Source organism: Paenibacillus senegalimassiliensis, assembly GCF_001486585.1.
GTDB lineage: Bacteria > Bacillota > Bacilli > Paenibacillales > Paenibacillaceae > Fontibacillus > Fontibacillus senegalimassiliensis.
On record NZ_LN909046.1, the window covers coordinates 499,363 to 525,585 of the forward strand.

Consider the following 26,223-nt stretch of genomic DNA (forward strand, 5'->3'; position numbering starts at 1 on the left):
GCTTTTTCTTTTGCCTTTTACAGGCACGTATGTTCCGGGTGTCCGATTGTGGGCAGAGGTTCGTAGAGTTGCTGTACGGCTCTGTCCGTCGTTCCTGTGTATGTGAAACCAACTCAACACAACCTATCCCTTGACCATTATCATTTATTGTCTGATACTGGAAGGTGTTATTCCAGAATATAGGGAGTGGTTATGTGAAAAAGAAACATATTGTCTTCGTATCTCTTGGTATATTTTTAGCGTGGGCTTTGTCGGCAATACTGATAGTATTATTTATTGATGAAGACTTTCGTGGCGCTGCTGGTGATATGTTTGGGGCTGTGAACGCGCTGTTTTCGGGCTTTGCTTTTGCAGGACTTATTTATACCATTTCAGTACAGAGACAAGAACTGAAGGAGCAGAAAAGAGCTATAGAAATGCAAACGGAAGAGCTATCACTTCAAAGAAAGGCTATTGAGATGCAGACTGAAGAGTTAAGGATGCAGCGAGAGGAAGCTGCCCGATCAGCGGATCAACTTGAGATTCAGCAGGGTCTAATGAGCTTTCAAATAGTGATGACAACGATAAATGAATTAATAAAGATTAAAAACAAGCGGATTGAACTCATAGGTTTTCTAAGCGATGATAAAGATTTTAAGGGAGTAAAAGCGTTGTCGAAGATGGTTATAAACAATAGAGAAAGAAATATACCATTTACCAAAGATCAGGAAGTACTTCAGAACTACTTTAATTCATTTTTCTATATTTTGCAGTATATCGTGAATTCAGACTTAGATTTAGAGAAAAAGAAAGTACTTGGAAAAATGTTAGATATGGATACATCGGATGCAGAGATATATATTTTATATTCAGCATTTTTCGACGATCAATACAGGTTATCGCTATTAAATCAATTTTTTAATGAAAGGTACAAAAAGAATAGTGATTTGATACTAAGATCATCTATATAGGTGGTCTATTTTAAATTTTAAGGTGGTTTCAATGAATATAAAAATCATTTCTATTAATCAAATCAACGCAGCAGCCTACAACCCGCGTATTGAGCTTCAGCCCGGAGATTCGGAGTACGAGAAGCTGCGGCGAAGCATCGAATCCTTCGTTACGTGGAGCCTCTGGAACGAGCGCACCGGCAACATGGTTGGCGGACATCAGCGCTATAAGATTATGTTGAATGAGTAGGGGCGACTGCTTAAGGAGCTGTAGAAGGGTGAACTCTAATTTAGGAAATGTTGTTGAAATAAAGAGGGAGTAGGCGCCCCTTGTCGAAATTATGAGTAAAAGACATGCTTCGAAAGGGTGTGCAAGTTGGATATTAATCACGCAATTCAGTTTGTTGTAGATGAAGTCGAGTCTCCGGCACTTGAACATTCTTTACTAGAAAAGGAGTTTAAAAATAAGGTAACTCGTTCCAAGACTGTGGTCCACCGAATGAAAAAAATTGGAGACCTTGCGAGATACCTTAAGCGTTTTGAAACTATTCCACCAGTAGGTGATCCTAAGAGGAGGCTCTATGATCGATTCAAATCATTGGGCCTAAAAACATACGAAGATCTTTACCCAGAATTCATCAAGATATTTGCTCAAGGAATTGATGATGTAACCGTACTTGATGATTTTATTATTGGCAAGGATTATTCATCTTGGGATATTTCAATTTTCTCGCAAACCTATGATACTCAATCGGGGATCTACTTAATCGGAGACGAGCCTAATTACCAGGCTATTTTTATCAAAGCTACGTTCACTGATGGAAAATATCCGAACGAGTGGATCCAGAAGTATGATGTTCTTAAATACTATATGTACAGCTTGAAGAACGTTTTCAAATCCGATTACAAATACAATGCTGCTATCATTAATTCTCCTAAATATGGAGTTCCGATTTATGTTTTTGAAAAGCAGGCTGAAAAATGCTCTTTAAAAGGCATCTACAAATATGAGAGAGATGAAGCGGACCCGGTTAATGGTTCAAAGTGGTTTGTACTGAAAAAGCTAAACTCGCTTGATATTAATAAAGCAGTTACTCTTCGTGAGTATGAGCAGGAAGTAAATAAGCAAGTTTCTGTATCAAGGACACGTAACAAAACTGAGCGTCGCGAAAGACTCAAGACAGCTCCGAAAGCCCCAGGGACTGTTTCAGTTACCTCTACCCAATTCGTGAGAAACGGTGATGTGATCGTTGAGGTTCTGGAAAGGGCAAAGGGGATATGTGAAGACTGTAGAAGACCAGCTCCATTCTTGAGAAAGGACCTTACTCCATACCTCGAGGTCCATCATATTAAGCCGCTATCAGAAGGGGGGGAGGATACGGTTGAGAATGCAAAAGCGCTTTGTCCTAACTGTCATAGAGCCGCACATCATGCTGCTGATATAGTCACGGTCACGGCAGCAATCATACGAAAGGATAATACAGTTCTAATTGCTCAGCGGGGAGGCACTGGTGATATAGCTGGTAAGTGGGAGTTTCCAGGGGGCAAAGTAGAGGAAGGGGAAAGTCTAGAACAGTGTCTTCGTAGAGAAATAAAAGAAGAACTCGGTGTTAATATAAAGGTACAAAGATATTTTGGAGAAAGTATTTTCCAGAGTACAGCTCGGACATACAGAATTATGGCTTTCATGGCCAAGTTAATAAGTGGCGATCTTAATCCATCTGAGCATAGTGGATTAAAGTGGGTCACTGTTTCGGAACTTGATCAATATCAGTTTTTGCCAGCCGATGAGATATTCGTTGATCAGTTAAAGAGATTAGCCAAAAAAAAGAAGAGCAGAATTTCGATTTCGTCCACATAGACGGGATCTTTTCTTTTTAATTCAGACACGGAGGTGGTGATACATGTAATGGCTAGAGAACGTAGCCCAGAACGGGACAAAGCAAAACAGATGTGGATAGAGAGCATCGGGACGATGAAGCTTAAGGACATCGCTGCTGCTCTTACTATAGGCGAGACTCAAGTCCGGAAATGGAAGAGTCAGGACAAATGGGCCGCCGAACTCAATACTAACGTTACCAATGAATCGAAAGGTAACGTTACTAAACGTGGAGCTCCCAAAGGGAACAAAAACGCCGTAGGCAATCGGGGCGGTGCTCCACCAGGCAATCAGAACGCCAAGGGTAATCGTGGTGGGAAAGGTGGGCCCGCAGGTAACAAGAAGGCGGTCACTACCGGTGAGTATGAAAGTATTTGGATGGATGCGCTTGAAGAAGATGAGCAGGAACTGGTCGATCAGATTGATACGGATCCGGTCCAGCAGGCCGACGAGGCTATCAGGCTGTTGACGATCCGTGAGCGGCGTATGCTTCAGCGAATATCCAAGCTTATGAACGGCCTGACCGAGAAGCAGCGGCGGCTGCTTCAGGAACTCAATTATTCATCACCGGGGGTCAATCATCTGATAGTATTAATTTAACTGCTACACCTGTAAAAGTCGGTGCGGTCAAAGTATATCTTAGTGCTACGTACCACGTGTCTTTTGGTTTGTATTGTAGTAACGCTAATGCCAGGGCAAAAATATACGTTAATGGCAATCCGGTCAGCGAAGAATACGTAGCTAATCCTAGTACCCATGTAAATCAAGTATTCCAGCTAATGGGGGAGATACAATAGAGATATGGATGTTACGCGGTTGGGGCTAACGCCCGTGGATACTACAATGTATTTAGAGTTGGAATTAATCCAGCTAATTGTATATTTGGAGAAAACATAGTCTTATAATTATTTTTAACGAAGGGTGTTGACAATGATCAGCATCCCACCTTAGGTTAAATATTTCTGTCCCCTTCATGTCCGCTAACTGTCCGCAATAAGGCCGATAGATACCTAATACCTCCGCTAGAATGAAGGTAACAGATAACTGTTGCTAAATAAACTTGCAGGGGGAAATTAGAATGGCCAGTAATACACCAAATCTAAATCTATTAAAGAAAGACCCTATTGTGGACAGAAATGACACATTCAACATTCAAACCATGCTCAACGACAAATGGGACAAGATTGATGCAGCCGTGGGTGATACCGATATCCCCGATGCCTCCCTCGGCAACTCTCCAGCGCTACGAACAGCGATGCTGAAGACCTGGCAGCTACCCCAAAGGCCGTAAAATCGGCGTATGACGCGGGTATTGCTGCACAGGTGACAGCCAACGCCGCCGAAACTCCAACAGGCGCACAGACCAAGGTAAACGCTGCTGTGGGCAATCTCGCAAGCCTACAGACCACAGTCAAGGGTAACGCCGTCGCCGCGATCAACGAGCTTTTTACATCTGCCAGTAACGGTAAAACTGCGGTCGCTGCCGCTATTACTGGCAAAGGAGTGCCAGCATTAGGCAGCGATACGTTTGGGCAGTTGGCGGGGAAGATTGGGCAGATAGTGAATAGAGAAAAGTATATCCAATATGGACTTACATCTGCAACAAGCAAAGTAGTGTCGATTAATTGTGGTTTTGCGATAGGTTTTTATGGCTTGGTTATTTGGAGGCCAGACGGAGGGCATCATACCACAATGTTCGGATTATGGACAGATAAGGGAGGGCAACAATACACAGGAACAAGCCTATATGCGGAAGGTAGTTTTTTCACTTCCGAGGGAGTGAACATCTTGAAGATCGGACTTAGGGGTGGCTACACTTACGATATTTACGCCGCAGGCAGATAGCAAGTATGACATACAAAGCGAAGAAGGGTGTTGACAATGATCAGAATGTTTCGTTCAAAAGACAGCGCAGAAGCCATTGCATCCTCAGATGGCGAGATGGCAACGGTCAAGGAAATCATTAAGTTCACGGGCTTCCCGGTAACGGTTGATTATGACCTTGACGGAAATGTTAGAGCCGGGGTTATCAAAAGCCCCGGTAATCTCCTGGTAGTGAATGTCGGGCAATATGTGTATAGGGAAAGCAGCGGCAAGATTGGGGTATGCAACTACGACCAACTCATAGAAAAATATGAAGAAGTTACTGAAGAGACCGCATCTTAAGGATGGCGGTTATTTTTATGCCCTTTATAGCTTACATAGGGCGATGGAGGAGCCGTATGGAAGGAGTGCAACTGAGGCTGAGACGCTGTAACGATGGCCAGAGTAGAGACGAAGGCGTAAATGCAAAATAAACTACCCCACCTAAAAGGATGAAGAAACGCTTTTGAGTGGGGTAGTTCAACATATTATCAAATGAAAAACGGTAGCAAAAATAACGCGGTAACTGCACCGAGTGGCACCCGTCTCGGGTAGAAGCGACGACGCGGATAAAATCCTGGAAAGAATCCAAATTGTCTATACGTAGCTTCTCTTGCGGGCATTCCGTTCATTCCATACATCTCGTTTGTGGGAATAGCAAGCGTAATATACTCTTGATCAACATGTGCGATGAACCCATCATGAGATTGTCCGTCAGAAGTAGTAATACCGACATACTTATTCATACAATTCCATGCGAGTTGTTGATAATTGGTATCCATGGATGACCTCCTCGAAGTTATTACTCGACTACAGTCTATGGACTTCAACCCATTCCGATCACGGCAAATGCCCATAGATTAGAAAATAACTCTTAAGAAGATTGCTATAGTCGCTATATTGATACGGGATTAGCTGATTTCAGTGATGGATAAGATGTAGTTGGTCGTGCAAATGGTTATATGTGCTGTCGTGAATTGAATGTCCACGGGTTCTAGAAATTTTTAGTGTGGTTTTGTGTTTAGTTTCATCACGACTTTTGTAGTATACATAATTGAGGTATGCCATTCGTTGTGTTAAGATAACAATAGAAACAAGGAGGCTGCGCCACAGCCTCCCCGGTACAACACTTGGGTGGAATACCTCCAAGAATGAGCTTGAAAATAACCCGTTCCCTTGGCGCTTAACCTGGGCGGGTTATTTTCGTTTATTCAGATAAGTGAGGAGTGCAAGGACAAACATTCCAAGCATCATAACTTCTGAAAACGAAAAATGCATAAGTATCACCTCCGTCTGGAGGTAATACTTCCCACCCAAGTTTAGTTGTACAAGCCAAATTATACCAAGAGTCTGCGGTTTACGCAGGCTCTTTATTTTGCTCAAAGGGAGGGGCTGGTCTAGCTATTTCTGTCCTCTCCATGTCCTCTTACTGTCCGCAATCAGGCCTATAAATACCTACTACCTCCGCTAGAATGAAGGTAGCAGATAACTGTTGCTAAATAAATTTGCAGGAGGAGATCCGAATGGCCAGTAATACGCCGAATCTCAATTTGTTAAAAAAAGACCCTATAGTCGACAGGAATGATACATTCAATATTCAAACCATGCTCAATGATAACTGGGATAAGATTGATGCAGCTATGGGCGATATTGATATCCCCGAAGCCTCCCTCAATGTCAAAGGGAAGGTACAACTCTCCAGCGCTCTGAACAGTGACGCTGAAAACCTTGCAGTTACGCCAAAGGCGGTAAAAGCAGCGTATGATGCTGGTATTGCTGCGCAGGTGACGGCGAACGCTGCTAATGCTGCGGCAGGAGTGGCGCAAACCAAGGCTAATGCAGCGGAAACCCCGACAGGAGCGCAAGCCAAAGTAAATGCTTCAGTGGGCAATCTCGCAAGCTTACAGACCACAGCCAAGGGCAATGCGGTCGCCGCGATTAATGAGCTTTTTACGTCTGCCAGTAACGGTAAAACCCAAGTCGCTGCCGCGATTACTGGCAAGGGAGTTCCGGCATCTGGCAGTGATACGTTCGCCCAACTGGCAAATAAAATTGGACAGATTTTAGCAAAGCAGAAGGGCACATCGACAATCAACTTTAACGAAAGCACATTGCAAATAACTTCAACAAGCAGAGTCGTTAAAGAAATCTTAACACTGCCCAAAGCAGTATCTTATTTCCGGTTTATCGATACTGATAGCAGCTATATTAGATCAGGATATAACTCAGATAATTCGGTGTATGCCATCCCGACAATATCGCTGATGGATGCTAATAATAATCTGATTGATCTATTTTCCGTTGCTTCGGGAGTAAGCAGTATTAAGGACTTTTATATTATATTCGCCGAATCTACGATTGTACTTCCAAATGGCCATAACACAATAGCCGGTCTGAGTACCGCTCCAGGACCGTTTAAAATTGTGTATACCTATAGGCAAAACCAGTTAACGTCAAATTATCCATGGTCATACATTCTCTTGAGAGGGATTTTGAGCTACGAGTAAATGATCAAATAAAATACGAAGAGTGTTGACAATGATCAGAATATTTCGTTCAAAAGATAGCGCAGAAGCAGCAATTAATTCTCAGACGTCGAAATGTCAACGATCAAGGAAATCATTAAGTTCATGGACTTCCCGCTAACGGTTAATTATGACCTTGACGGAAATGTTAGTGCCGGGGTTATCACAGCCTCAGTAATGCTTAAAAAGAGGGCCCCGCAAATCCATTTAGCCGGGAGATTACTCCAATTTGCCCTACGTGGTATGTCTCATGATCGAACACATGATGAAATATCCAATGTAGAGTGGGAGGAGAAGGTGGTTGCCAACCATCCGAGTAAGTAGGCAGTTGAATAGCGGGGGCATTCTCATCAAATAGTATTGATTTGAGTCTGAAATCAGTTTGATTCCGAACGTCTATATAAGCTTGCAAAAGTTGTTGAGGGGATTCAAGCTTTGGAGGTAATTGCAACCCTGCCTGCAAAGCAATAACATTGATCCATTCATCTTCACTACGAGCGATATGTTCAACGATCCAGGCTATCGAGTTAGGGTGATTGGAATGTGTTGCATACCACTGTTCCACTGTCAGCTCTTTTAAGTAAGGAATTAATACCTTTCTTACATCATTTCGGTAGGGGAAAAAAGTTGCAAGGTTCATATGGCTCCTCCTGATACTCTCGTTTATATTGGTTTAGTCTATCATATAAAGGAGGTGACGATGAAGGCTGTTCCCAAAGAGGTAACAAAATGCGCAAGCAGTAAAATTTATATTACTAAGCAATAAATGATGCTCAAACTATACCAGTTTGGAGTATCATTTTTTTGTTTTTTTAATCAATGATAGGAGGAAAATTAATGATTCAAAAATTAGGTTTTTCAGCAGATGAACGTTTGTTAATTATTAATGCGGATGATTTTGGAATTACTAAGGGAACTAACGAAGCCATTGTTCACTTGTTTGAGAAAAACTCTATAACCTCTACATCAATCATGATTCCTTGTTCAGATTCAAATGAGGCCATGGAGATAAGCAATCAAAAGGGCATAAAGAATATTGGGATTCATCTTACGTTAACAAGTAGTATGCTAGATCCTCTCACACCTGTTTTCAAAAAAAGAAAATTATATAGTCTAGTTACAGCAGAAGGGTACTTTCACACGGATGGTACTTTGCTAGAAAGAAACGCCGATGAGGATGAGGTGCGAATGGAGATAGAATCTCAGATTCAAAGGGCCATGTTGAAAGGAATTGATCCAACCCATGTTGATAGTCACGCCGGGAGCATTATGGGGTTATTTACAGGGCGAGACTTTTTAGAGATAACATTCGATTTGTGCGAAAAGTACCGTCTTCCGTTTAATTTGCCTACTAGAATATTAGAGCAATCCTTTTTTAGTGCAGAGCAGCTTAAGTTGTTTCATAAAAGAATATCATCGGCAAAAGATAGAAAAATTCTATTAATTGATGATATTATTTCTCTGCCCTACTGTTCTAGTCCATTCATGGGGTATGGTGAAATGAAAAAGCAGTTAGCTGGTATGTTAAAGAGCCTAAAACCTGGAATCACCCAACTGACCCTGCACCCGTCTAAAATAACTGACCAGTTGATGGGAATCACGGACTGCTTCAAGGAAAGAGAGATAGAGTATCGTCTACTCCATGATGTTGAAATTAAGGATTTAATTCAAAAAGAACGAATTAAGCTTATATCGTGGAACGATATACGGGATCTGCAACGGAGTATTTAGATGATAACAACAGAGATATCAGAGACAAGCAAGGTTGGCGAGGTAAGAAGAAGCGTTTTTCTGTCCTCCTCATGTCCTCTTACTGTCCGTAATAAGGCCGATAAATACCCCGTGCTTCTTATAGAATGAACTTAGCAGAGATAAGAAATAGCTGCTGGAACTATAAAAAAGTGGAGGTATTCATTCATGGCAAAAACCGATTGGACATTAACCGACACAGTGAAACCGGATGATTTTAATGACATTGGACGAGAAATTAATCAACTTCGGATGGATGTCAATCATATTGAGGTTCCCACGGCATCTTTAACAGAAGCGGGGATTGTGCAACTGTCAAATGCAACCGATAGTACAAGTGAGGTGCAGGCTGCAACATCAAAAGCGGTAAAGGCTGCTTATGATCTGGCACAATCGTCTTTAACAGTTGGCAATGAGCGTAAGCAAGAAGTCGTGGACGCCCTCATTGCCTTAGGAGTGACAGCGTCCATGGCCGATAGTTGGGATGTGCTGATCAGCAAGATGTCGACGGTCATCAAGGCCACGGGGAATGCAACGGCGGCGGATGTGCTGGTGGGTAAGACATTTAGCAACGCAGCGGGGAATAATATAGCAGGCACAATGCCGAGTTTAACAGGTATACGCAATGCAACGGGCGTGAAGTGGGGAGAAAGTAATCTTTTTGTTTACCCGGAAAAAGGCTATCAAAAGGGTGGCCCTGGGGATGGAGAAATTAAAGTATCTGCAGAGCAGTTGCAGCAGGTTGAACCAGAGCTGAAACCAAGTAATATTAAAAAAAATGTACGTTTGTTTAATGTATTAGGTACGCTTATCCCGTCGACATCAGAATTTAGTGTTGTAAACATAACAAGTGGTGGGGCAGTAACAGCGTATGCTGGTCAAAGGCAGGACATAGTTTTGGCAGTATTCCCGCCTGAAACAACGGAAATTTCGTATGGAGGTACTAGCGGGACTACTAAGTCTTATTATCAATGCACTCACTCAACGAATGCACGAATGGATTTTATGATAAAAGATAATCAAGGAAAATATTGGTATTTAAATGGTTCTGCATATGGGCGGTACATAAGTTTAGATAGCTTTTGTATTTTTCCACAAAGCAACAAAAAAATAGTTGGTTCTAATTATGGTGGTGGCTTATCACAGCCCGAGGGATTTAATCCTAACGGACAACTCACATTAATCTATCAGATATATTCAGATGTAGATACAACTGTTAGTTATTATTTCAACGGTACAGTATTTAGTCGATAAAATAGAGAGGAAGTTTCTTCATAAAGAAGAATTAGATACGGTTGAAGAGGTTAGTAAATTATCTACTCAAATCAAGAGATGGTTTAGAGTTCTTATGTAGAATTTATTAACGGAATGCGGGATATGATAGGGGCTATCAGGAGTCAGTAATCTGAAATTATGGAACAAACCGCATCATCACGATGCGGCTGTTTACACTCAGACAAACAACGCTGCTAAGTCAGCAGTTTAATAATCAATCTCGGCAAGTACCATAATAATTCTGAAATCCATGTTAGTCGGTCAGCCCATTTTTCGAGTTTAGTCCTTTGATGTCTCATTTGACACCTCGCATTGAATGATTTTACTAAATATTATCAAATTTATAAATAATAATCCATTGCCTTAAGCGATGGGATGGGGGAAATAAAGTAGCAAGGCATTGTTCCGAACATCAAGCCCAAAAGAAAAAAGCCGCCATTTAGAATGGCGGCTTCTTTCTTTTGCTCATATTATGACTAGACTAAATGTCACGCTCTATTAATAAGCTTTGTACCCGGCAGCCAGGACGTCATCTTTACTAATAACCAAGGAGCCCAGTTCTTTCTTGACGGTAAATTCACGAGATTGGTTATCCACAATAGTGGCGCTCAATCCGTCAGAAATCGAGGAGCTATCAATTCTGAAAATGACTTCACCTGCTTTCTTCACTTCATAGGTGAGTGGATTGCTTGATTGGGCACTGGCAGAGAGTTCGCTATTGGCTGCAACGAGCTCGGATAGAGTAACCCATTCGTTTTTAGACTCGAAGGAGATTGATTTTAAGGCTGGGTCGTAAAAAGTGCTGTAGTTAAATAAGTTCGCAGCTTCCCGGATAGGCACATAGGTTGTCGAGTTGAACACAAGTGCGTCAGCGGTTGCTCGGTTCTGTCCTCCAACAATAAAGTTAAAGTATTGAATAGTTGCCTTGGCGGTCTTCCCGATAGGAGCGGCAGCGGCGACAGATGCTGTGCCGAGCAAAGCACAGACGGTTAAAGATACAACAAGCTTTTTCATGGATATCCCTCCAAATTGTAATAATCACTTTTAAATTATTACCCAGTTACCAAACATATGAATATAGGTGTTTAGATTTATTTTCGTGGTCTCTGGGATAATCCAAAGGTACCGACCAACGGTGTCAACTATGGCGTTTGGCATGTGGGTGGAGGAAATCTTTTCTTGTTGAATAAAGAACATGTGTTCGCATATAATAACACCAGACTATACGGACTGTTGCCCGATCACTGAACTGTAATTAGGGAGGGACGTTGATGCCTGTACCCTGGCAAACCGAAGCAGAAGCGGAGTTGGTAAAGCGGGCTATTTTGTTACCTGTGCTATTGGATCTTCTGGAAAGGGATCGGCAAGCGTTGGCGGATATTCCGTTAAAGGTGCCGCACATTTACAGGGGATTTATTGGTTTATTACAGGCTGCGGCGATGGATGAACTGGCCCAGGTGCGCAAAGACATGCGTAAGCATGGAATCAAGGTCTTTGAGGAGCGGCGAACGAATCATGGTCTGGAGGCTCGTTATTTATGCCGCGGGTACCGCTATGAATTTGACATGCTCTGGGGATTGGTAAAAGCAGAAATCTTTCAGCTACTAGGCGACTACTCGGGGATCGACATCACGAAAGAAGGAACCTCACCGTGAAAGAAAGAGTTGTTATGTTGGCGGATTGTCAATCTTTTTATGCGAGTGTAGAGAAGGCTGATCATCCGCAGTATCGGAACCGGCCGCTAATCGTTGCCGGAGACCGTGAGAGACGCTCTGGCATCGTCTTGGCTGCCTGTCCGCTGGCCAAGCGGTATGGCGTGACTACGGCGGAAACCTTAGGCTCGGCGTTGGCCAAAAATCCGGAGATGGTCGTCATGCGCCCGCGGATGGAGCGATATATTGCCGTTTCAATGAAAATTACGAATATTTTGCTGCGATTTACGGACTTGGTTGAGCCGTACAGCATTGATGAGCAGCATCTGGATGTGACCGGAAGCTTGTCCCTGTTCGGCGAACCACTTGCCTTGGCGCACAGAATTCAACAGGAGATTAAACGCGAGACCGGGATATACAGCCGCTTTGGCATTAGCTATAACAAGGCGGTTAGTAAAATGGCCTGCGATAATTTTGCCAAGAAGAATGCGAACGGCTTGTATTGGCTACCTCGGGAACAGACGACTCAAGCGCTGTGGCCGCTGCCGATTCGGCAAATGTACATGGTTGGCTCCCGGATGGAGCGCCATTTGAAAGGAATGGGTATTCATACGATCGGGGCCTTGGCGAACACGCCGCTCGTTCAATTGCGTCAGCGGTGGGGGATTAATGGCGAGGTGCTATGGCGGCTTGCTCATGGTCTGGATGATTCACAGGTAGATCCCGGTAGCCACGCTGGCGAAAAATCCATCGGCCACGAAATGACCTTGCCGCGAGATTTTTACTCATTGCAGGAGGTAGCCGTGCCTCTCTTGGAGCTGACGGAACTGGTGTGCCGCCGCTGCCGGGAGAAGGGATATATGGGCGGGGTGGTCATGGTGAGCTGTAGGGGGATTGATTTGGACCATCCCTCCGGCTTCCACCGGCAAATGAAGTTGCCTGATCCGACAAATGCTACCAAGCAAGTATATGAGAGCGTAATGGCGTTGTTCGGGCGTCATTGGGATCACCAGCCCATCCGCAAGGTGGGGGTTACGTTGTCGGGCTTCATTCAAGATGATGAATATCAATTAACCTTATTTGATGAACGACCCAAGTACCAGGCCTTGGAGAAGGTGACGGATGAGATCAAACGTCGGTTTGGGCAAACGGCTATTTTACGGGCCGCATCGTTGACCACATCCGGTCAGGCCAAGCAAAGAGCGGAAATGATTGGGGGACATTATAGATGAAGAAGCTGGAAGGCAACGGACTGTGGGCATCCAGCCGAATGATGTTGCCTGAGCATAAAGAAGCAATTAACCGAGAGCGGTATGCCAAAAAGTCCAAACCCCATCCGGAATTGGACGTTCAGGAGATAGAGCTGATCGAACGGGTGCTGGCGGGTTCTTTTCGAGAACGGCGGAAGATCAGGCTACGAGTCTGGGGAGAGTATGAGGATGAGGAGTTATGTGGAGTGGTCACCACGGTACAAACTTATTTGCGCGAGATTAAGCTGACGACGGAGCCAGGAGAATGGCAGTGGGTTCGCCTAGCAGATATTTTATCCGCTGACTGGCTGTCGGCCTTTAAATAGGAGCCAGAAGTAGTAGTAACTAGTTCAGACGATATCTTTTAGGAAGAGGAAAGCCCTGCCAGAAATAAAATAATGCCTATAATAATGGCTATAATGCCACCAAATCTTGTTATGGACAGATAGGCTTCACTTGGTTCGGAATCGCCATCGACCTTCCAGCCTTCTTTAATATACCAGGCAAAGGAAGGTGCAAAAGTATTGACCAAGCCGATAATCATAATGAAAAATCCTCCAAGAGCGAGCAAAAAAATTCCTCCTTCATAGACGCTGTTTCTTCTATAATAATACGTCAAGTTCCCGGTTTCGTTTCTACAGTAGGTTTATAGCAAAAGAGAAAGGAGCCCTAGTGGGGGCTCCTTCACCTTACTCGTCATTATTTTCTGGTTGAATTTGCGTTTACTTCTGTATATAATCATAGATACGGGATTTTTTAAAAATCCTTATGATTTTGCCGGGGTGGCGGAATAGGCAGACGCACAGGACTTAAAATCCTGCGGTACGTGAGTACCGTACGGGTTCGACCCCCGTCCTCGGCATCATAGATGGTTAGCGGCACGTTGAAGCTGCAAAAGGAGAGGGCTCATCAGAGCTCTCTCCTTTTGCATGTCCAAACTTAAATTTTGAACTCACGAGTGATCATTACTCATGTATTCAATCAACATGTCTATAAATCGCTGAGGGGTTAACGAATCTTTGGAGCTCGTTGAAGACAAGCTGAGTCTTTGCAATAATCCCATCATGGAGACAAAAATGAATTGGGCAGTTTCAGAGGGGTCAAGCTCGGGTTTTAGTGATTGATCTGCAATTCCAGCCTTGAGAGGATCGATAAGGAAATGATGCTTGATTTTTTCCTTAACAAAGGATTTATAGCGTCCTACCAGTTCTGGGCTTGATTGATAGGCGCTATATTGGAGGTCAAAGGATACGATGAATTTAATATAGCCAGGGTGTCGTCTGGCGAATTCAGCCCAGGCCATTAGCATGGAGCGAAGCTTATTTTTGCCTGAAGATATGTCTGTGCCTGCGACTTCTACGAATTCAGACATGCTCTCCATCAATTCCATTTGGACCTCAAAAATCAGCTCATCAATAGACTCAAAGTGCTTGTAGAACGTAACGCGACTCATATCAGCCTGCTCACATATATCCTTGATATTGACATGGGAAAGGCCCTGTTCTGTGAATAATGCCTTGCCTGCAGCAATGAGCTCCCGACGATTTTTGTTTTTCAAATTTTTATGCCAATTTTCGCTCATACGCCTTAATCCGTCCCTTTAGCTTTCCGGCGATTTACCGTAAGGAACGGGGTAGCCAGAAGAATAAATGCACCCAAAATATAGGGCATATTAATATTTTTGTCAAACAAGGTTCCCGCTATGATGGGACCAAGAATATTACCCACACTCATGTAAGTCGTATTCAGCCCTGAGGCATACCCTTGTCGATCTCCAGCCGCGTTGGCAATCAGGGAGTTAACTGTGGGTCTTAAGAGAGAATTATAGGCAAAAAATAAAATCGATACGGCGAGCAAATAGCTCAAATTAATCTTCACAAGCATGAGCAATAGCGCGACGCCCGTCATCATTAGTGATAAACGAATAAGCCAGGTCTCGCCAAGTCGTTTGATGAGTTGATCCAGCAGCCACACCTGGACGATAATGCCCGTAATGGCCCCAACGGTGATGATAATAGAGATTTGTCCAGCATCAAAGCCATACTTCTGCTCCACAAACAGAGCATACACCGTCTCATAGTTCACTAAGCCAAACGTCATAATCAGGATTAAAAGAAGGTACCGGAAGTATGGGGTGCGAAATGATTCTACTATTTGTTGCCCTATTGGTTCTCGGCTTGCAGTATCTTGAGAGGATAGACTGAGATGAGTGTTACGGGTTTCCGGCATGAAAAAAGTGAGCAGGGTCGCTATAAGGCCAAGACCTGATGCAAAATAATAGGGGACGCGTATGCCAAACTCGGCAATCATTCCTCCCAGACCAGGACCCAAAACCATTCCCAAGTTCATAGCCGCACTCAAGTAGCCCATTCCTTTTGCCCGTGTCTCTGGAGTTGTAATATCTGCAGTGTAGGCCATGACGGAAGGAACCATCAGCCCAAGCCCGATGCCCCCGAGAAAGCGGGCAAAATACAACCAGGGCAATGTGGTGGATGCAGCAAAGATAAGATCGGATACCACGGTTAAGAAGAGGCCGGACATAATTAATTTCTTACGTCCCCATTTATCAGAAAGTTGTCCGCCAATAGGGGAGAAGATGAACTGGGCTGCTCCGAAAGCAGCGACAAGATAGCCAGCCGCCGTGCCTCCTGCATCAAACTGTTTGAGATAATCCGGTAAAATAGGAATGACCATCCCCTGTCCCAGCAAGGCGATAAATAAATTGAGCATGACGATAAAGAGAGGAAATTTAGCGGACTTGGAGATGGAATGAGACATGAAATAACTCCTTTGGTTTACAGTGTGTTAATGTTTACTTTGTGTAAAGCATTATAAACTCAAGCTGAATCAGATGTAAATGGAAAGATATAAAGAAAAAATTATAGGCCAAAGGAATTATTTTTATTTAAAAAGGTTATGAAATTCCTACCAAATACCGATATAAAACGCAAAGGGCTGGGAAAAGAATCCCAGCATTCTAGCAAGAAAAAAGGAGAGAAATTGATGATTACGAACAGGAAAACAACGCATTGGCTGCTGATTGTGGCGCTGCTCCTTTCGGTGGTCCTTCCGACAGGTGCCATGGCGGCTGCTGGTGACATTAACTCTATCGCTATTGATGGGGAGAACACGACAATTGAACTGGCCGTTGGCAAGACCAAGCAGTTGAAGGTGTGGGCTAACGTGGAAGGTTCTACTTCCAAGAAGGACGTTACTACAACTGTAACGTGGACTTCCTCGGATGAGAGTATCCTGAAGGTGGATGAGGGGCTGGTGACTGCTGTCAAGAGTGGTACGGCTACGGTCAAGGCAGCTTATTCCGGTTCGGTATCCATCATTACTATTAAAACGGTTGATACTTATTCGGCATTGACGCTGGATTATAAGCTGGACGGCAAGTTCAGTCTTGATACGGATGAAAGCGACTTGGAGGTAACGGCCAAGGCTAAGGTCGACAGTACCTTGGTAGAACCAAAGGATGTAACTACGGAAGCAGAGTGGAGCACCTCTAATGGGGCCGTACTGACCGTGGATAAGGGACAACTTACTCTGCTAGGTGCAGGCGAAGCAACGGTTACAGCTAAATATTCCGGCTTGACTGCTTCATTTAAAGTGACGGTAACTTCTCCTTACTCCGGATTGAAGCTGTATCGCAGCGAATCACCGGATACAGAAATTGGCGAGAAGGAAGATCTGGAACTGATTATGGCCGACGGCGAGATTGAATTGCTGGCCAAGACGATTCTGGCTAATGATAAAACAACAACGGACGTGTCCGATAAGGCTGTGTGGACGTCCTCGGATTCCGCAGTGGCAACCGTTGAGGATGGGAAAGTGAAGCTGCTGTCGACAGGGAAAACGACAATTGCCGCTTCCTACCTTAGTAATCGGGCACAAGTGGACATTTATGTTCGTGCTCCTTATGAAGCTATTCTGTTGACGCCTTCGGAGGATGCGATGATCTTCTTCGGAGAAACGTTGAAGGCAGAAGCTGGTGTGAGAAGCAGCGCTAATACCACAGAAGATATTAGCAGCAGAGCTACCTGGACTTCTTCCAATAAATTAATCGCTACCGTAAATAACGATGGGCTGATTGTAGCCAAGGCAGCAGGCTCGACGACTGTTAAAGCCAGCTTCCAAGGCATTAGCAAGAGCTTCAAATTGGTTGTATCCCCTACAATCACCAAGCTTGAAGTAGAGAAGGACGAGCTGGAATTGTTCAAGGGCGAATCGGTGAAATTGCCAGCAGTGACGGCAACGAAGATTGATGGAGAGGAAATTGATTTCAGTGATGAAATCGTCTGGTCTTCCGATCGGGAAGATATCGCTACGATTGAAGATGGAAAGATTGTAACCAAGGACACGGACGACACAACTCTTTCTGCTGTAGTTACAATTACGGGTAAACTTGCTGACGCAGGAGCCGGAGTGACTCCTAACCCGGCATTCCCGATTCGGGGAACGGCAGATAGCGAAGTGACCATTCAACTGACGGTAAATGAGAAGGTACTGACCATTCTTGTTCCAGACAATAAGCTGAGCATCGTGATTGGTGAAGAGACGGATCTGCCAAGCGTAATCGCCGTTTATGAGAACGGGGAAGAGCTTGCCAATCCAAGCGACATCGAATGGACGTTGTCCGGTGCTAACGCGGTACTGAAAACAACGGCAGAGGGCAAAAAAATCAAGGGACTTACAAAAGGTTCTGCTACGCTGAAAGGGACCTATTCCAATAAAACGGTGAGTGTCTCGGTAACTATTGAACCTAAAATTACGAAGCTAGTTGTTGAACCAACAACGGTTGAACTGAACATCAAAAAATCAAAGTCGATCAAGGTAACTGGCTACTATACAGATGGCAAGAAAGTAACCTTGTCTAGCAAAATGGGCTGGGTATCCTCAGACGATAGTGTAGCTACTGTGTCTTCCTCTTCAGTTAAGGCAGTGGCTGAGGGCTCCGCTACAATTACCGGCTCGTATCAAGGCCAAACGGTAACCGTGAAAGTCAACGTGGTACCGAAATTGACGAAGCTGGAAGTTAGCGAAAAGAGCTTGCAACTTGCTCCTGGTTCTGCAAAAACCTTAGTGCTGAAGGCGACATATGATACCGGTAAGGTAGCAGATGTCACATCAAGTGCAGTATGGACTAGCTCGAAGCCAGCAGCGGTAAAGGTCACGGCAGGGAAAATTGAGGCCGTAGCCAAAGGCACCAGTTCGGTTAAAGCTAAATACGGCGGTAAAACCGTAACGGTCAGAGTTTCGGTGAAATAAGCGAATACGCTAACCAGAGAGCCTGCCTTTCCTTGAAGGGCAGGCTCTTTAATTTGCTTCCTATTCGCCAACAAGGGTTGCTACCCAAGCAGGTAATCTTATATAATTGGAACGTATGTTCCTGTGTGGTGAGCTATAAGCCATTGATCTAATGACAACATGGAGAAAAGGAAGGCATCGATGAGGAGACAGAGACGGAGAAGGAAGAGTAAGCAGCAGAACAAATGGTTCATGACGGTAATGGTTGCGGTTGTATTGCTGATAGGAAGCTGGCTATCCGGCGGATCGCTGGAATGGGATTCCATGAAGGGTTGGCTGTCAGGTGAAATCGGAGATTTTGCTCAGGGAGATGCCACGACTCAAGTGGATGGAGAAGGGCGACTTCGCGTGATTTTTCTCGATGTAGGGCAGGGAGCTTCACAATTGATTATCAGTCCTGAGGGGAAAACCATGCTCATCGATGGTGGGAACAATGACAAGGAAGAATTGATGCTCAGTTATTTAGCCCGTTATGGCGTAAAGCGCTTGGATATCCTGATTGGAACGCATCCGGATGCCGATCATATTGGAGGCTTGGATAAGGTCGTCGATCACCTGGAGATTGGTGATATTTATATGCCCCGGATACAGGCGAATACAAAGACTTACCAGTCTCTACTGGAGTCCATTCAGCGTAAAGGGCTCAAGGTCAAGACAGCCAAGGCCGGGCTTGACCTGGCATTTGGCGAGCAGGTACGGGTCAAGATGCTGGCTCCGGTAGCAACAACGGACGACAGCAACAACATGAGCGCCGTGGTCAAGCTGAATTACGGGAGCGCCAGTTACCTGTTGACTGGAGATGCAGGCAGTGAAAGCGAGCAGGCCATGATAGAAAGTGGAGCCAATCTGCACGCCGATGTGATGCTGGTGGGCCACCATGGCTCCAAGTCATCAACGACGCAGCGGTTCTTGCAGTTGGTTCAGCCTACCTATGCGGTCATTCAGGTCGGGCCAAATTCTTACGGACATCCTACGCAGACGATTCTGAATCGCTTGGACAAGCAAAATGTACAAACCTACCGTAACGATACCCAGGGCACAGTAGAAATAACGACAGACGGGCGGGATTATCAGATTACCACGGAAAAGTAGGGCCAGAACCCCCACAATAGGAAATGTGGTGAACAAAAGCCATCCGATGATAACACCTAACTGTCTATATGCATCAAAAGGAGCAGCCTAGTCCAATGACATTCAGGACCTCGGCTGCTCCTCTTGATATATCAGGCACTATAGCTTAACGGGTTGTCCCGAGGCTACGGATTGGTAGCCAGCCAGGGCTACTTCAGCGGATCGAAGTCCGTCCACGCCATTAATAGGTACAGGCTGATTTTCTGCAAGGGCTTCAATGAAGCTCTTAACGAGCAGATGATCCATAGAGTCGCCCCAGAAATGATATTGGCCTTTTCCATCCTTGTCGATGAACCATTCGTTGTGCTGTGCCATGCTGTCTACGGAGATCGTGCCAGCCGTGCCCACAATTTCCAGGGTAACATCTCCCCAAGTCGGGAAGGACTTGGAACGTGACCAACTGGTATCGATGACGCCAAACACGCCATTATCGAATTTCACGTGCATCATTCCAGCATCCTCGACTTGAATGTCTTCGTGGAAGATGCGATTGGCATAGGCATAAACCTCCGCAACTTTGGAGTTCGGCATCAACCAGTTCATCAAATCCATCACATGCACGGTATGGTCGAGCAAGGCGCCGCCGCCGGAAAGAGCAGGGTCAAGGAACCAGCCACCCGGCATCGTACCTCGATTCGTTCCCTTGATAGCAACAATCTCGCCAATTTCGCCGTTGATCACAGCTTCTCGGGCGCGGACTACTGCGGATAGATAGCGGCAAGGAAAGGCCGTCATTAACTGAACACCGGCCTCCGCGCAGACCGAGATCATTTCCTCCATTTCCGCAACGGAGAGTCCCAAAGGCTTCTCACACATGATGTGCTTCCCAGCCCGGGCGGCATCCAGCGTTAATTGCGCATGATGGACGTTCTCCGAACAAATAATGACGGCATCGATATCCGTACGCAATAAGTCGTGGTAGTCGGCATAATAAGCGGCACCTGTCTGCTGGAGGGCCTCCTCAACTTCGCTTCTGACGGGATGGGCAATCCCGGCTACTACCGCCTGAGGAAGCTTGGATAGTCCCTCCAGATAGGAGAAAGCATGGCCATGGGCGAAGCTGATCATTCCCACTTTGACTTGTTTCTTCATTGTTGCCCCTCCCTTACAAAGTCATGGCCGAAATGCACGGCCTGGCCGGTGACGGCGGATTCTCTGGCAGCATTAGCTACGATTAGTGCCCGGCAGGCATCCTCCGGTGTCACGGCAGGCTCCCGATGCTCGCGGAGACAGGTGATGAAGTGCTCCAGTTCCAGATAATACGGAGAATGCAGTGACGGGCTTTCCGGAATTTCCGCAAAACGTTGGCCTTCAGCGTTTTGTGCGGACTTGCGGATGATTACGGAGCGGCTTTTTTCACTGTCTGTACGGATAATTCCGCCACTACCGGCAAATTCGGCGGAGGTGCGGAAGCTCCCGGGATCGCCCCAATAGCCTTCCAGGTTAGCCACGGCGCCATTATGGAACACCAATGTAATGAGAGCATAATCCGAGCCGGCCCAGGTGCGGCGAAGCGTATATACGGATTTCGGTTCTCCCAAGGTCCATAAGGCAAAATCGATATCATGGATCATCAGGTCGACAATGACACCACCACTCTTCGCTTCATCGTTGTACCATTCACGTACGGTTCCCGGATGCGATCCAACCCGCTTCAGATGGACGACGCCCATTTGCCCCAGGGTTCCTGCATTCACGGCTTCCTTGATTTGTACATATTCGGGAAAAAATCGTACGACGTGTCCCAGAAATAGCTCCACACCATGCTCCTTGCATACCGCCATGGCCTCCCGTGCATCCTCTGCTGTTAACGCTATAGGCTTCTCACATATGACATGCACTCCCAGCCGGGCGGACCGGCAGGCATATTCCTTGTGCAGGTAGCTAGGCAAAGCCAAGCTAACTACGTCAGGCTTTACTGCGGACATCATTTCCTCATACGAAGCAAATGCACTAGCCCCTGTTTTTGCCGCTAACTCTTCAGCCAAATGATATTCAATATCGCAAACGCCAACCAATTCCACACCGGGCATCTGGGCGAATTCGCCTGCATGCACCCGGCCCATGCCGCCGCATCCGGCAATAGCAATCCTCATATCGGTTCACTCCTGACACATTTTCTATAATGGACGAACAACTGATACCAGCATATAATGTAGACTCATAAGAGACTAGGCCCCGATTAGTCATGTTTATGTGCTATTTTATTCTCTGGCATGAAGGAGATACGGCATGGATATTTTTCAGGAACCAATTCTGTACCAGCATCCGCAGCTTTGCATCAAAACGCTGGATTTCGTCTGTAGTGAAGAAGAAAGCACGGAAATCTCCGCTTGGCATTATCATAAAGAAATCGAGTTTGTGATGGTGATGCAGGGACTTCACGAGATTCGAACTGTGAAGCGTAACTACCTACTGGCCCCCGGGGATGTGGCGATTGTTGGCTCTTCCCAGCTCCACTATGGACATAAGAAGGGTTCGGGCGAAATGAAATGCTTCGTCCTGCATTTTGATCTGGAGCCTTACTTTGACCCGGCCATGATGAGCTATTACCGCCATTTCTCCGAGATCCATCATCCCTTGGATGAATTGAATGATCTTTTTACAGAGGACCCTGAATTCAAGGCCAAGGTAGCGGGGATTCTCTATGAAATTCGCCAGGAAATGCAGGAGAAATCCAAAGGCTATGAGATTGCTGCCAGCATGCACATCAAGCACTTGCTCTTGCTGCTCCTGCGTGCCGACCGACGCGGTATCCTGGAGCCGGCGGAATGGGGCGATGCCGATACGCTAAAACGTATTATTGATTACGTTGATCTGAATCTGACAGACCGCATCTCGATGGAAGAAGCTAGCCGACTGGCGGGGATGAGCTATACTTATTTCTCTAAATTTTTCAAGAAGGCAACGGGTGATTCCTTCGTTGATTATGTTAATTTGCGGCGTCTGCGGATCGTTGAACGGATGCTGATCACCAGCGACCAGAGTGTTGCCGTCCTGGCGGAGCAAGCGGGCTTTGTCAATTCGTCGCATTTCTACAAGTTGTTCAAGCGGCAGCATGGCTGTACGCCAAACGAGTACAGAGCGAAGTTGAAGCAGGCTTGATAATACGAAACACCGACGAATACAGGAGGAAGCCATCTTGTTGAATAACTGGTATCAGACTTTTCTTAAAGATAAGACACTTTCGAAGATGGTGATGCTTTACAGCTTGATTGCCATGGTTACGGTGCTTGTGCTCGCTCAGGGAATCCTCAGGAGTATGACAGATTCGGCAGTTGACAATCAGATGGATATCCAGCGCAGAGCCTTGGACAGTATTAATGACTATGTGCAGAAGAATGTTGACTACACCGAGCAGATTACCAATGAAATTTATAGCCAAACGGCGCTCGCAGATAATGTAACCTTCTTCCTCACCCATACCTACAGCGAATATTTGAGCTACCGCATGGAACAAATCACCGGGTCCGGCATTGCCTATTGGGATGCCACCGGATTCTTCGAACGGAAGATGGGGACGAACCCGGCGATTCAGGAAATGGTCCTGTACGGCGAGGACAGCAAGCATCTTTATCATTTATGGCATGGGCGCTTGAAGACGCATCCTGTTGATGCAGAGAAATCCTATGTACCTGGAGCTATCATTCAGGAGACGGCCCGAATCCTTGTCCCTAATCTGTGGATTGAGAAGCTGATTGGCAGAAATCAGGAGCGGATGTATGCCATACGTACAACCATTACGAGTGGATACAATCTCAAGACGGTGGGGCATTTAATCGTGTATTATAATTCCGATCAGATCAGCTCGGCAATTGCGCCTTATGAGGACAAGCTCAAGGGCAATCTTCTCGTGCTTACCCCCAAGGGGCAGGTGATCTATGATCAATCTGGCCAATATTATGGCGAGCCTTATCCTTATACGGAACAACTCCTGCTGCATAACGGTTCGGCAGTGATGGAGAAGAATTCCTGGGTGAATGCCGTGCAAAATAACAGCGGTTTCATTGTCCTTAGTGTTGTTCCCAAAGGGGAGATTATTGAGGGACTCACGGATATTCGGCGGACAATCATCATATTGAGTTTGATTTGTGTACTCATTATTATTTTGATTCCCTTTGTATTTGTTATGAACTACACCAAGCAGATGCATCTCATCATTCGCTATATGCGTAGTGTGGAGACCGGGGAGCTAGGTGTCCGTATTCCCATTCAACGCAAGGATGAACTGGGCCTAATCGCGGGTAGCTTTAATCAGATGCTCAACAAGCTTACACATCATATCAACCGCAGCTATAAGGCGGAGACAGAGCAAAGTCGGGCGGAAATGACCGCACTCCAGGCCAGGGTCAATCCCCACTTCTTGTTCAATACTCTGGAGGTCATCAGGATGAGGGCCGTCTCGCTAGGCGTTACCGAGATAGGAGATATGGTCTATAATCTGGCAAATTTATTTCGCAATTTGGTGGAAGAAGAAACATTTGTGAGCCTTCAGCAAGAACTGGAGAATTGCCGGCTATACCTGGAACTGTTCAAGTCACGTTATCAGGAGGATTTCAGCTATGAGATTCGCATGGACCCACAAACAGCCCAGCACGGTATGGTTAAGCTATCTTTACAGGTTCTGATTGAGAACTTCATTGTGCACGGTCTTCGTGATGATGATGAAGTGAATCATATTGAAGTAACCTCCCGTTTGGAACAGGAGCGTGTGTATATTGTTGTCCGTGATAACGGGATGGGAATAGAGGAGGAAAGATTGGCGTTCATCCGTAACTCTTTGTCAGAGGAACGAAGCGAAAGCCATTCCTTTGGACTTCGCAGCGTTTATCAAAGACTGGTCTACTTGTATGGGGACAGTTGCACGCTAGATGTAGCTAGCACACCTGGAGAAGGGACGACCGTAACGATCACTATGCCTTATGCAGAGGAGGAAGTGTAGTTGTACAAGGTTCTTCTAGTAGATGATGAGAAGTTTATTCTGGAAGGTCTAAGCCATTTGATCGATTGGTCTGCCTTGGGACTGGAGATTGCCGGGATGGTCAGAGGGGGCAAGAAGGCTTTGGAGATGCTGGCCACTACCCACGTAGATATTTTGATTACGGATATTTCGATGCCCGGGATGAATGGACTGGAGTTGATTCGGGCCGCCCGGCAGCATCATGATCAGCTTAAGGTGATTATCCTCAGCGGTTATAATGAGTTTGACTATCTTAAGGAGGGAATGAGCCTTGGGATTGAAAATTATTTGCTGAAGCCAGTTAATGTTTCCGAACTGAAGCACACGTTGGTTACTTTGCTGGACAAGCTGGAAGCATCTAAGCCAGATTACCTCTATGATAACGATATCTACATCATTAAGAACAATACACTCCATCGTTGGATGATCAGACAGATTGCCCCTGCCGAATGGAGGGAACGTCGTGAGTTGCTCCAGCTTGCCCCTATCCGCCGGTATCGTCTAGCCGTAGTAATCAGGAAGGGAGACCTGGCCGATCAGGTCTTTGCTGAACTGGTGAACTCAGCGGGTGATGACCATCCTCTGGCCTACCGTGATTTGGATGAGGACGTTGTTATTGTATTTCAAGCTAACGAAGAGGCGGCACTTATGGAGTATGTGCATAGATGGATTGAGGATAGAACCTCTAGGGTAAACGCTGAGGGCAAAGAACCTATTCGGATGGGTGTCGGACGAGTGGAATTGTCCGAAATCTCGGAGGTTACTGAGGTCTCTGGTGGTCTGAGCTATGATGAGGCGAAGCAAGCACTGGCATATTTCCTGCTGTATCCGAAGAAGCAGATCATTTCTTATGAGACGCTTAACCTGTCCAAAGAGCTGATTCGCTGGGAGGGTAGTATCCGCTGGGAGCAATACACGCAACTGCTTCATGCCCGTAATGCTGAGGGATTGAAGGCGGCAATTCAGGAGGACTTTGCTAATCTGCGGGAGCAAGAGGGCATGAGCCCAAGACATCTATGGCGGGTCGCTGCCGAGGTTGCATTCCGGCTGAAGCTGGCGGCAGAAGAGGTCAAGTCTACGGATGCTGCATTAGAGGAGAGATTTTCAGAGTACGTGGAGAGCCTCCATATCACCTCAGAATGGGCAGAGCTGATGGAAATTCTTGCTGAGATCGCCCAGTTGTCCATTGATTTGCTACAAACGACGGGCAGTAGTCCCGTCATTCAGCAGGTGCTGAAGCTGGTGAAGGAGACCTATACCGAGAATTGGACACTGTTGCAATTGGGTGACCGCTTCAATATTCATCCCGTCTATTTGGGCCAACTGTTCCGTAAAGAGACAGGAGAGAGCTTTGCCGGTTATATGAATCGCTACCGTATTGAGCAGGCCAAGAGAATGCTGCGTGAAACAAGTCTGAAGGTCAATGAGGTGGCTCGTCAGGTTGGTTACTGGGAAGCCGCCTACTTTAACAGGCAGTTCCGAAAGTATGTCGGGGTATCTCCCATGGAATATAAATCCCTCGTATGAGTGAACAATATGGATAAGCTAGGACGCTGCTGCCGGAAGGTGCTCACAGCGTTCTTTTTTTATGAAAATAGGGTCATAAGTAACATTTGTTCAAGTCTTTCTTAAGTTTGTTTAAGTGATCTTAGGTTTGTCTGCTACTGTTACAGAGAAAGATTTGATAACCTGAAAACGTA

Annotated in this window: 26 protein-coding genes and 1 tRNA gene; 19 read left to right on the forward strand and 8 right to left on the reverse strand. The window is 45.7% G+C overall.

Annotated features, from left to right (window positions below; genetic code table 11):
• Positions 1-194: 194 nt before the first annotated feature.
• The 7 genes from BN3279_RS16270 (at position 195) to BN3279_RS16300 (ending at position 4,974) form a co-directional block, all read left to right on the forward strand.
• Positions 195-950 (forward strand): hypothetical protein, encoded by a 756-nt coding sequence (locus BN3279_RS16270; protein ID WP_059052221.1) that lies wholly within the window; start codon positions 195-197, stop codon positions 948-950.
• A gap of 31 nt (positions 951-981) precedes the next feature.
• Positions 982-1,179: a ParB N-terminal domain-containing protein gene (locus tag BN3279_RS16275; RefSeq protein WP_059052222.1), complete on the forward strand. Its 198-nt coding sequence runs from the start codon at positions 982-984 to the stop codon at positions 1,177-1,179.
• A gap of 126 nt (positions 1,180-1,305) precedes the next feature.
• Positions 1,306-2,790: an NUDIX domain-containing protein gene (locus BN3279_RS16280; RefSeq protein ID WP_198343586.1), complete on the forward strand. Its 1,485-nt coding sequence runs from the start codon at positions 1,306-1,308 to the stop codon at positions 2,788-2,790.
• A gap of 48 nt (positions 2,791-2,838) precedes the next feature.
• Positions 2,839-3,408 (forward strand): phage terminase small subunit-related protein, encoded by a 570-nt coding sequence (locus tag BN3279_RS16285; protein WP_232436874.1) that lies wholly within the window; start codon positions 2,839-2,841, stop codon positions 3,406-3,408.
• 478 nt (positions 3,409-3,886) lie between these two features.
• Complete coding sequence (locus tag BN3279_RS24525) at positions 3,887-4,099, forward strand: hypothetical protein (RefSeq protein WP_059052223.1); 213 nt, start codon at positions 3,887-3,889, stop codon at positions 4,097-4,099.
• Positions 4,075-4,653, forward strand: a complete 579-nt coding sequence (locus tag BN3279_RS23850) for a hypothetical protein (protein ID WP_198343590.1) — start codon at positions 4,075-4,077, stop codon at positions 4,651-4,653. Before BN3279_RS24525 ends, BN3279_RS23850 begins: the two co-directional genes overlap by 25 nt.
• Before the next feature lie 45 nt (positions 4,654-4,698).
• Entirely contained in the window at positions 4,699-4,974 is a 276-nt protein-coding gene (locus tag BN3279_RS16300; RefSeq protein WP_187377807.1) for a hypothetical protein, read from the forward strand.
• Between the two features lie 188 nt (positions 4,975-5,162).
• On the opposite strand, the gene BN3279_RS16305 is transcribed toward BN3279_RS16300, so the two are convergent.
• Positions 5,163-5,453, reverse strand: a complete 291-nt coding sequence (locus tag BN3279_RS16305) for a hypothetical protein (protein WP_059052226.1) — start codon at positions 5,451-5,453, stop codon at positions 5,163-5,165.
• A 741-nt stretch (positions 5,454-6,194) separates the two neighbouring features.
• Between BN3279_RS16305 and BN3279_RS24275 the strand changes: the two genes are divergently transcribed.
• Positions 6,195-7,178, forward strand: coding sequence for a tail fiber protein (locus BN3279_RS24275; protein WP_059052228.1), 984 nt, complete (start codon positions 6,195-6,197; stop codon positions 7,176-7,178).
• A gap of 199 nt (positions 7,179-7,377) precedes the next feature.
• On the opposite strand, the gene BN3279_RS16320 is transcribed toward BN3279_RS24275, so the two are convergent.
• A complete protein-coding gene (locus tag BN3279_RS16320) occupies positions 7,378-7,836 on the reverse strand; it encodes a DinB family protein (protein ID WP_059052229.1) in 459 nt (152 codons plus the stop codon).
• Positions 7,837-8,033: 197 nt separating this feature from the next.
• Between BN3279_RS16320 and BN3279_RS16325 the strand changes: the two genes are divergently transcribed.
• A complete protein-coding gene (locus tag BN3279_RS16325) occupies positions 8,034-8,927 on the forward strand; it encodes a polysaccharide deacetylase family protein (protein WP_059052230.1) in 894 nt (297 codons plus the stop codon).
• Positions 8,928-9,113: 186 nt separating this feature from the next.
• The gene (locus BN3279_RS16330; protein ID WP_059052231.1) at positions 9,114-10,199 is read left to right on the forward strand and encodes a phage tail protein; all 1,086 of its coding nucleotides are present in this window, start codon (positions 9,114-9,116) and stop codon (positions 10,197-10,199) included.
• 519 nt (positions 10,200-10,718) lie between these two features.
• On the opposite strand, the gene BN3279_RS16335 is transcribed toward BN3279_RS16330, so the two are convergent.
• Positions 10,719-11,234 (reverse strand): hypothetical protein, encoded by a 516-nt coding sequence (locus BN3279_RS16335; RefSeq protein ID WP_059052232.1) that lies wholly within the window; start codon positions 11,232-11,234, stop codon positions 10,719-10,721.
• 257 nt (positions 11,235-11,491) lie between these two features.
• On the opposite strand from BN3279_RS16335, the gene BN3279_RS16340 reads away from it, so the two are divergent.
• The 3 genes from BN3279_RS16340 to BN3279_RS16350 are packed head-to-tail and all read left to right on the forward strand — an operon-like array spanning position 11,492 to position 13,448.
• Positions 11,492-11,875 carry a YhjD family protein gene (locus BN3279_RS16340; protein ID WP_059052233.1) on the forward strand — a complete coding sequence of 128 codons (384 nt, stop codon included), beginning with the start codon at positions 11,492-11,494 and terminating at the stop codon, positions 11,873-11,875.
• Positions 11,876-11,889: 14 nt separating this feature from the next.
• Positions 11,890-13,104, forward strand: a complete 1,215-nt coding sequence (locus BN3279_RS16345; RefSeq protein WP_059054479.1) for a DNA polymerase IV — start codon at positions 11,890-11,892, stop codon at positions 13,102-13,104.
• Positions 13,101-13,448: a YolD-like family protein gene (locus BN3279_RS16350; protein ID WP_059052234.1), complete on the forward strand. Its 348-nt coding sequence runs from the start codon at positions 13,101-13,103 to the stop codon at positions 13,446-13,448. Before BN3279_RS16345 ends, BN3279_RS16350 begins: the two co-directional genes overlap by 4 nt.
• A gap of 38 nt (positions 13,449-13,486) precedes the next feature.
• Here BN3279_RS16350 and BN3279_RS16355 read toward each other — a convergent pair whose 3' ends face one another.
• Positions 13,487-13,666, reverse strand: coding sequence for a DUF6199 family natural product biosynthesis protein (locus BN3279_RS16355; protein WP_059054481.1), 180 nt, complete (start codon positions 13,664-13,666; stop codon positions 13,487-13,489).
• Between the two features lie 232 nt (positions 13,667-13,898).
• On the opposite strand from BN3279_RS16355, the gene BN3279_RS16360 reads away from it, so the two are divergent.
• Positions 13,899-13,984: transfer RNA gene (locus tag BN3279_RS16360), tRNA-Leu, on the forward strand.
• Between the two features lie 90 nt (positions 13,985-14,074).
• Here the strand turns inward: BN3279_RS16360 and BN3279_RS16365 are convergent.
• The gene (locus BN3279_RS16365; protein ID WP_232436875.1) at positions 14,075-14,680 is read right to left on the reverse strand and encodes a TetR/AcrR family transcriptional regulator; all 606 of its coding nucleotides are present in this window, start codon (positions 14,678-14,680) and stop codon (positions 14,075-14,077) included.
• Between the two features lie 29 nt (positions 14,681-14,709).
• Positions 14,710-15,900: an MFS transporter gene (locus tag BN3279_RS16370; protein WP_059052236.1), complete on the reverse strand. Its 1,191-nt coding sequence runs from the start codon at positions 15,898-15,900 to the stop codon at positions 14,710-14,712.
• 225 nt (positions 15,901-16,125) lie between these two features.
• Here BN3279_RS16370 and BN3279_RS16375 point away from each other — a divergent pair, with 225 nt between their 5' ends.
• Positions 16,126-18,393 (forward strand): Ig-like domain-containing protein, encoded by a 2,268-nt coding sequence (locus BN3279_RS16375; RefSeq protein ID WP_059052237.1) that lies wholly within the window; start codon positions 16,126-16,128, stop codon positions 18,391-18,393.
• Positions 18,394-18,573: 180 nt separating this feature from the next.
• Positions 18,574-19,524: a ComEC/Rec2 family competence protein gene (locus tag BN3279_RS16380; RefSeq protein ID WP_059052238.1), complete on the forward strand. Its 951-nt coding sequence runs from the start codon at positions 18,574-18,576 to the stop codon at positions 19,522-19,524.
• Between the two features lie 138 nt (positions 19,525-19,662).
• On the opposite strand, the gene BN3279_RS16385 is transcribed toward BN3279_RS16380, so the two are convergent.
• Entirely contained in the window at positions 19,663-20,655 is a 993-nt protein-coding gene (locus BN3279_RS16385; RefSeq protein WP_059052239.1) for a Gfo/Idh/MocA family protein, read from the reverse strand.
• Entirely contained in the window at positions 20,652-21,659 is a 1,008-nt protein-coding gene (locus BN3279_RS16390; protein ID WP_059052240.1) for a Gfo/Idh/MocA family protein, read from the reverse strand. Before BN3279_RS16390 ends, BN3279_RS16385 begins: the two co-directional genes overlap by 4 nt.
• Before the next feature lie 136 nt (positions 21,660-21,795).
• Between BN3279_RS16390 and BN3279_RS16395 the strand changes: the two genes are divergently transcribed.
• Genes BN3279_RS16395 through BN3279_RS16405 form a run of 3 tightly spaced genes read left to right on the forward strand, consistent with a single transcriptional unit; the run spans position 21,796 to position 26,050 of the window.
• Entirely contained in the window at positions 21,796-22,668 is an 873-nt protein-coding gene (locus tag BN3279_RS16395; protein ID WP_059052241.1) for a helix-turn-helix domain-containing protein, read from the forward strand.
• A 37-nt stretch (positions 22,669-22,705) separates the two neighbouring features.
• Positions 22,706-24,505: a sensor histidine kinase gene (locus tag BN3279_RS16400; protein ID WP_059052242.1), complete on the forward strand. Its 1,800-nt coding sequence runs from the start codon at positions 22,706-22,708 to the stop codon at positions 24,503-24,505.
• The gene (locus BN3279_RS16405) at positions 24,506-26,050 is read left to right on the forward strand and encodes a response regulator transcription factor (RefSeq protein WP_059052243.1); all 1,545 of its coding nucleotides are present in this window, start codon (positions 24,506-24,508) and stop codon (positions 26,048-26,050) included. It begins immediately after the preceding gene.
• The last annotated feature ends 173 nt before the right edge of the window (positions 26,051-26,223 follow it).

Excerpts from the sequence above, each read along its gene's own strand:
- BN3279_RS16320 (WP_059052229.1), bottom strand. The coding sequence starts at position 7,836 with ATGAACCTTGCAACTTTTTTCCCCTACCGAAATGATGTAAGAAAGGTA.
- BN3279_RS16305 (WP_059052226.1), bottom strand. The coding sequence starts at position 5,453 with ATGGATACCAATTATCAACAACTCGCATGGAATTGTATGAATAAGTAT.
- BN3279_RS16385 (WP_059052239.1), bottom strand. The coding sequence starts at position 20,655 with ATGAAGAAACAAGTCAAAGTGGGAATGATCAGCTTCGCCCATGGCCAT.
- BN3279_RS16335 (WP_059052232.1), bottom strand. The coding sequence starts at position 11,234 with ATGAAAAAGCTTGTTGTATCTTTAACCGTCTGTGCTTTGCTCGGCACA.
- BN3279_RS16375 (WP_059052237.1), top strand. The coding sequence starts at position 16,126 with ATGATTACGAACAGGAAAACAACGCATTGGCTGCTGATTGTGGCGCTG.
- BN3279_RS16285 (WP_232436874.1), top strand. The coding sequence starts at position 2,839 with ATGGCTAGAGAACGTAGCCCAGAACGGGACAAAGCAAAACAGATGTGG.
- BN3279_RS24275 (WP_059052228.1), top strand. The coding sequence starts at position 6,195 with ATGGCCAGTAATACGCCGAATCTCAATTTGTTAAAAAAAGACCCTATA.
- BN3279_RS16350 (WP_059052234.1), top strand. The coding sequence starts at position 13,101 with ATGAAGAAGCTGGAAGGCAACGGACTGTGGGCATCCAGCCGAATGATG.
- BN3279_RS16390 (WP_059052240.1), bottom strand. The coding sequence starts at position 21,659 with ATGAGGATTGCTATTGCCGGATGCGGCGGCATGGGCCGGGTGCATGCA.
- BN3279_RS16275 (WP_059052222.1), top strand. The coding sequence starts at position 982 with ATGAATATAAAAATCATTTCTATTAATCAAATCAACGCAGCAGCCTAC.
- BN3279_RS16340 (WP_059052233.1), top strand. The coding sequence starts at position 11,492 with ATGCCTGTACCCTGGCAAACCGAAGCAGAAGCGGAGTTGGTAAAGCGG.
- BN3279_RS16300 (WP_187377807.1), top strand. The coding sequence starts at position 4,699 with ATGTTTCGTTCAAAAGACAGCGCAGAAGCCATTGCATCCTCAGATGGC.
- BN3279_RS24525 (WP_059052223.1), top strand. The coding sequence starts at position 3,887 with ATGGCCAGTAATACACCAAATCTAAATCTATTAAAGAAAGACCCTATT.
- BN3279_RS16355 (WP_059054481.1), bottom strand. The coding sequence starts at position 13,666 with ATGATTATCGGCTTGGTCAATACTTTTGCACCTTCCTTTGCCTGGTAT.
- BN3279_RS16330 (WP_059052231.1), top strand. The coding sequence starts at position 9,114 with ATGGCAAAAACCGATTGGACATTAACCGACACAGTGAAACCGGATGAT.
- BN3279_RS16325 (WP_059052230.1), top strand. The coding sequence starts at position 8,034 with ATGATTCAAAAATTAGGTTTTTCAGCAGATGAACGTTTGTTAATTATT.
- BN3279_RS16345 (WP_059054479.1), top strand. The coding sequence starts at position 11,890 with ATGTTGGCGGATTGTCAATCTTTTTATGCGAGTGTAGAGAAGGCTGAT.
- BN3279_RS16395 (WP_059052241.1), top strand. The coding sequence starts at position 21,796 with ATGGATATTTTTCAGGAACCAATTCTGTACCAGCATCCGCAGCTTTGC.
- BN3279_RS16370 (WP_059052236.1), bottom strand. The coding sequence starts at position 15,900 with ATGTCTCATTCCATCTCCAAGTCCGCTAAATTTCCTCTCTTTATCGTC.
- BN3279_RS16380 (WP_059052238.1), top strand. The coding sequence starts at position 18,574 with ATGAGGAGACAGAGACGGAGAAGGAAGAGTAAGCAGCAGAACAAATGG.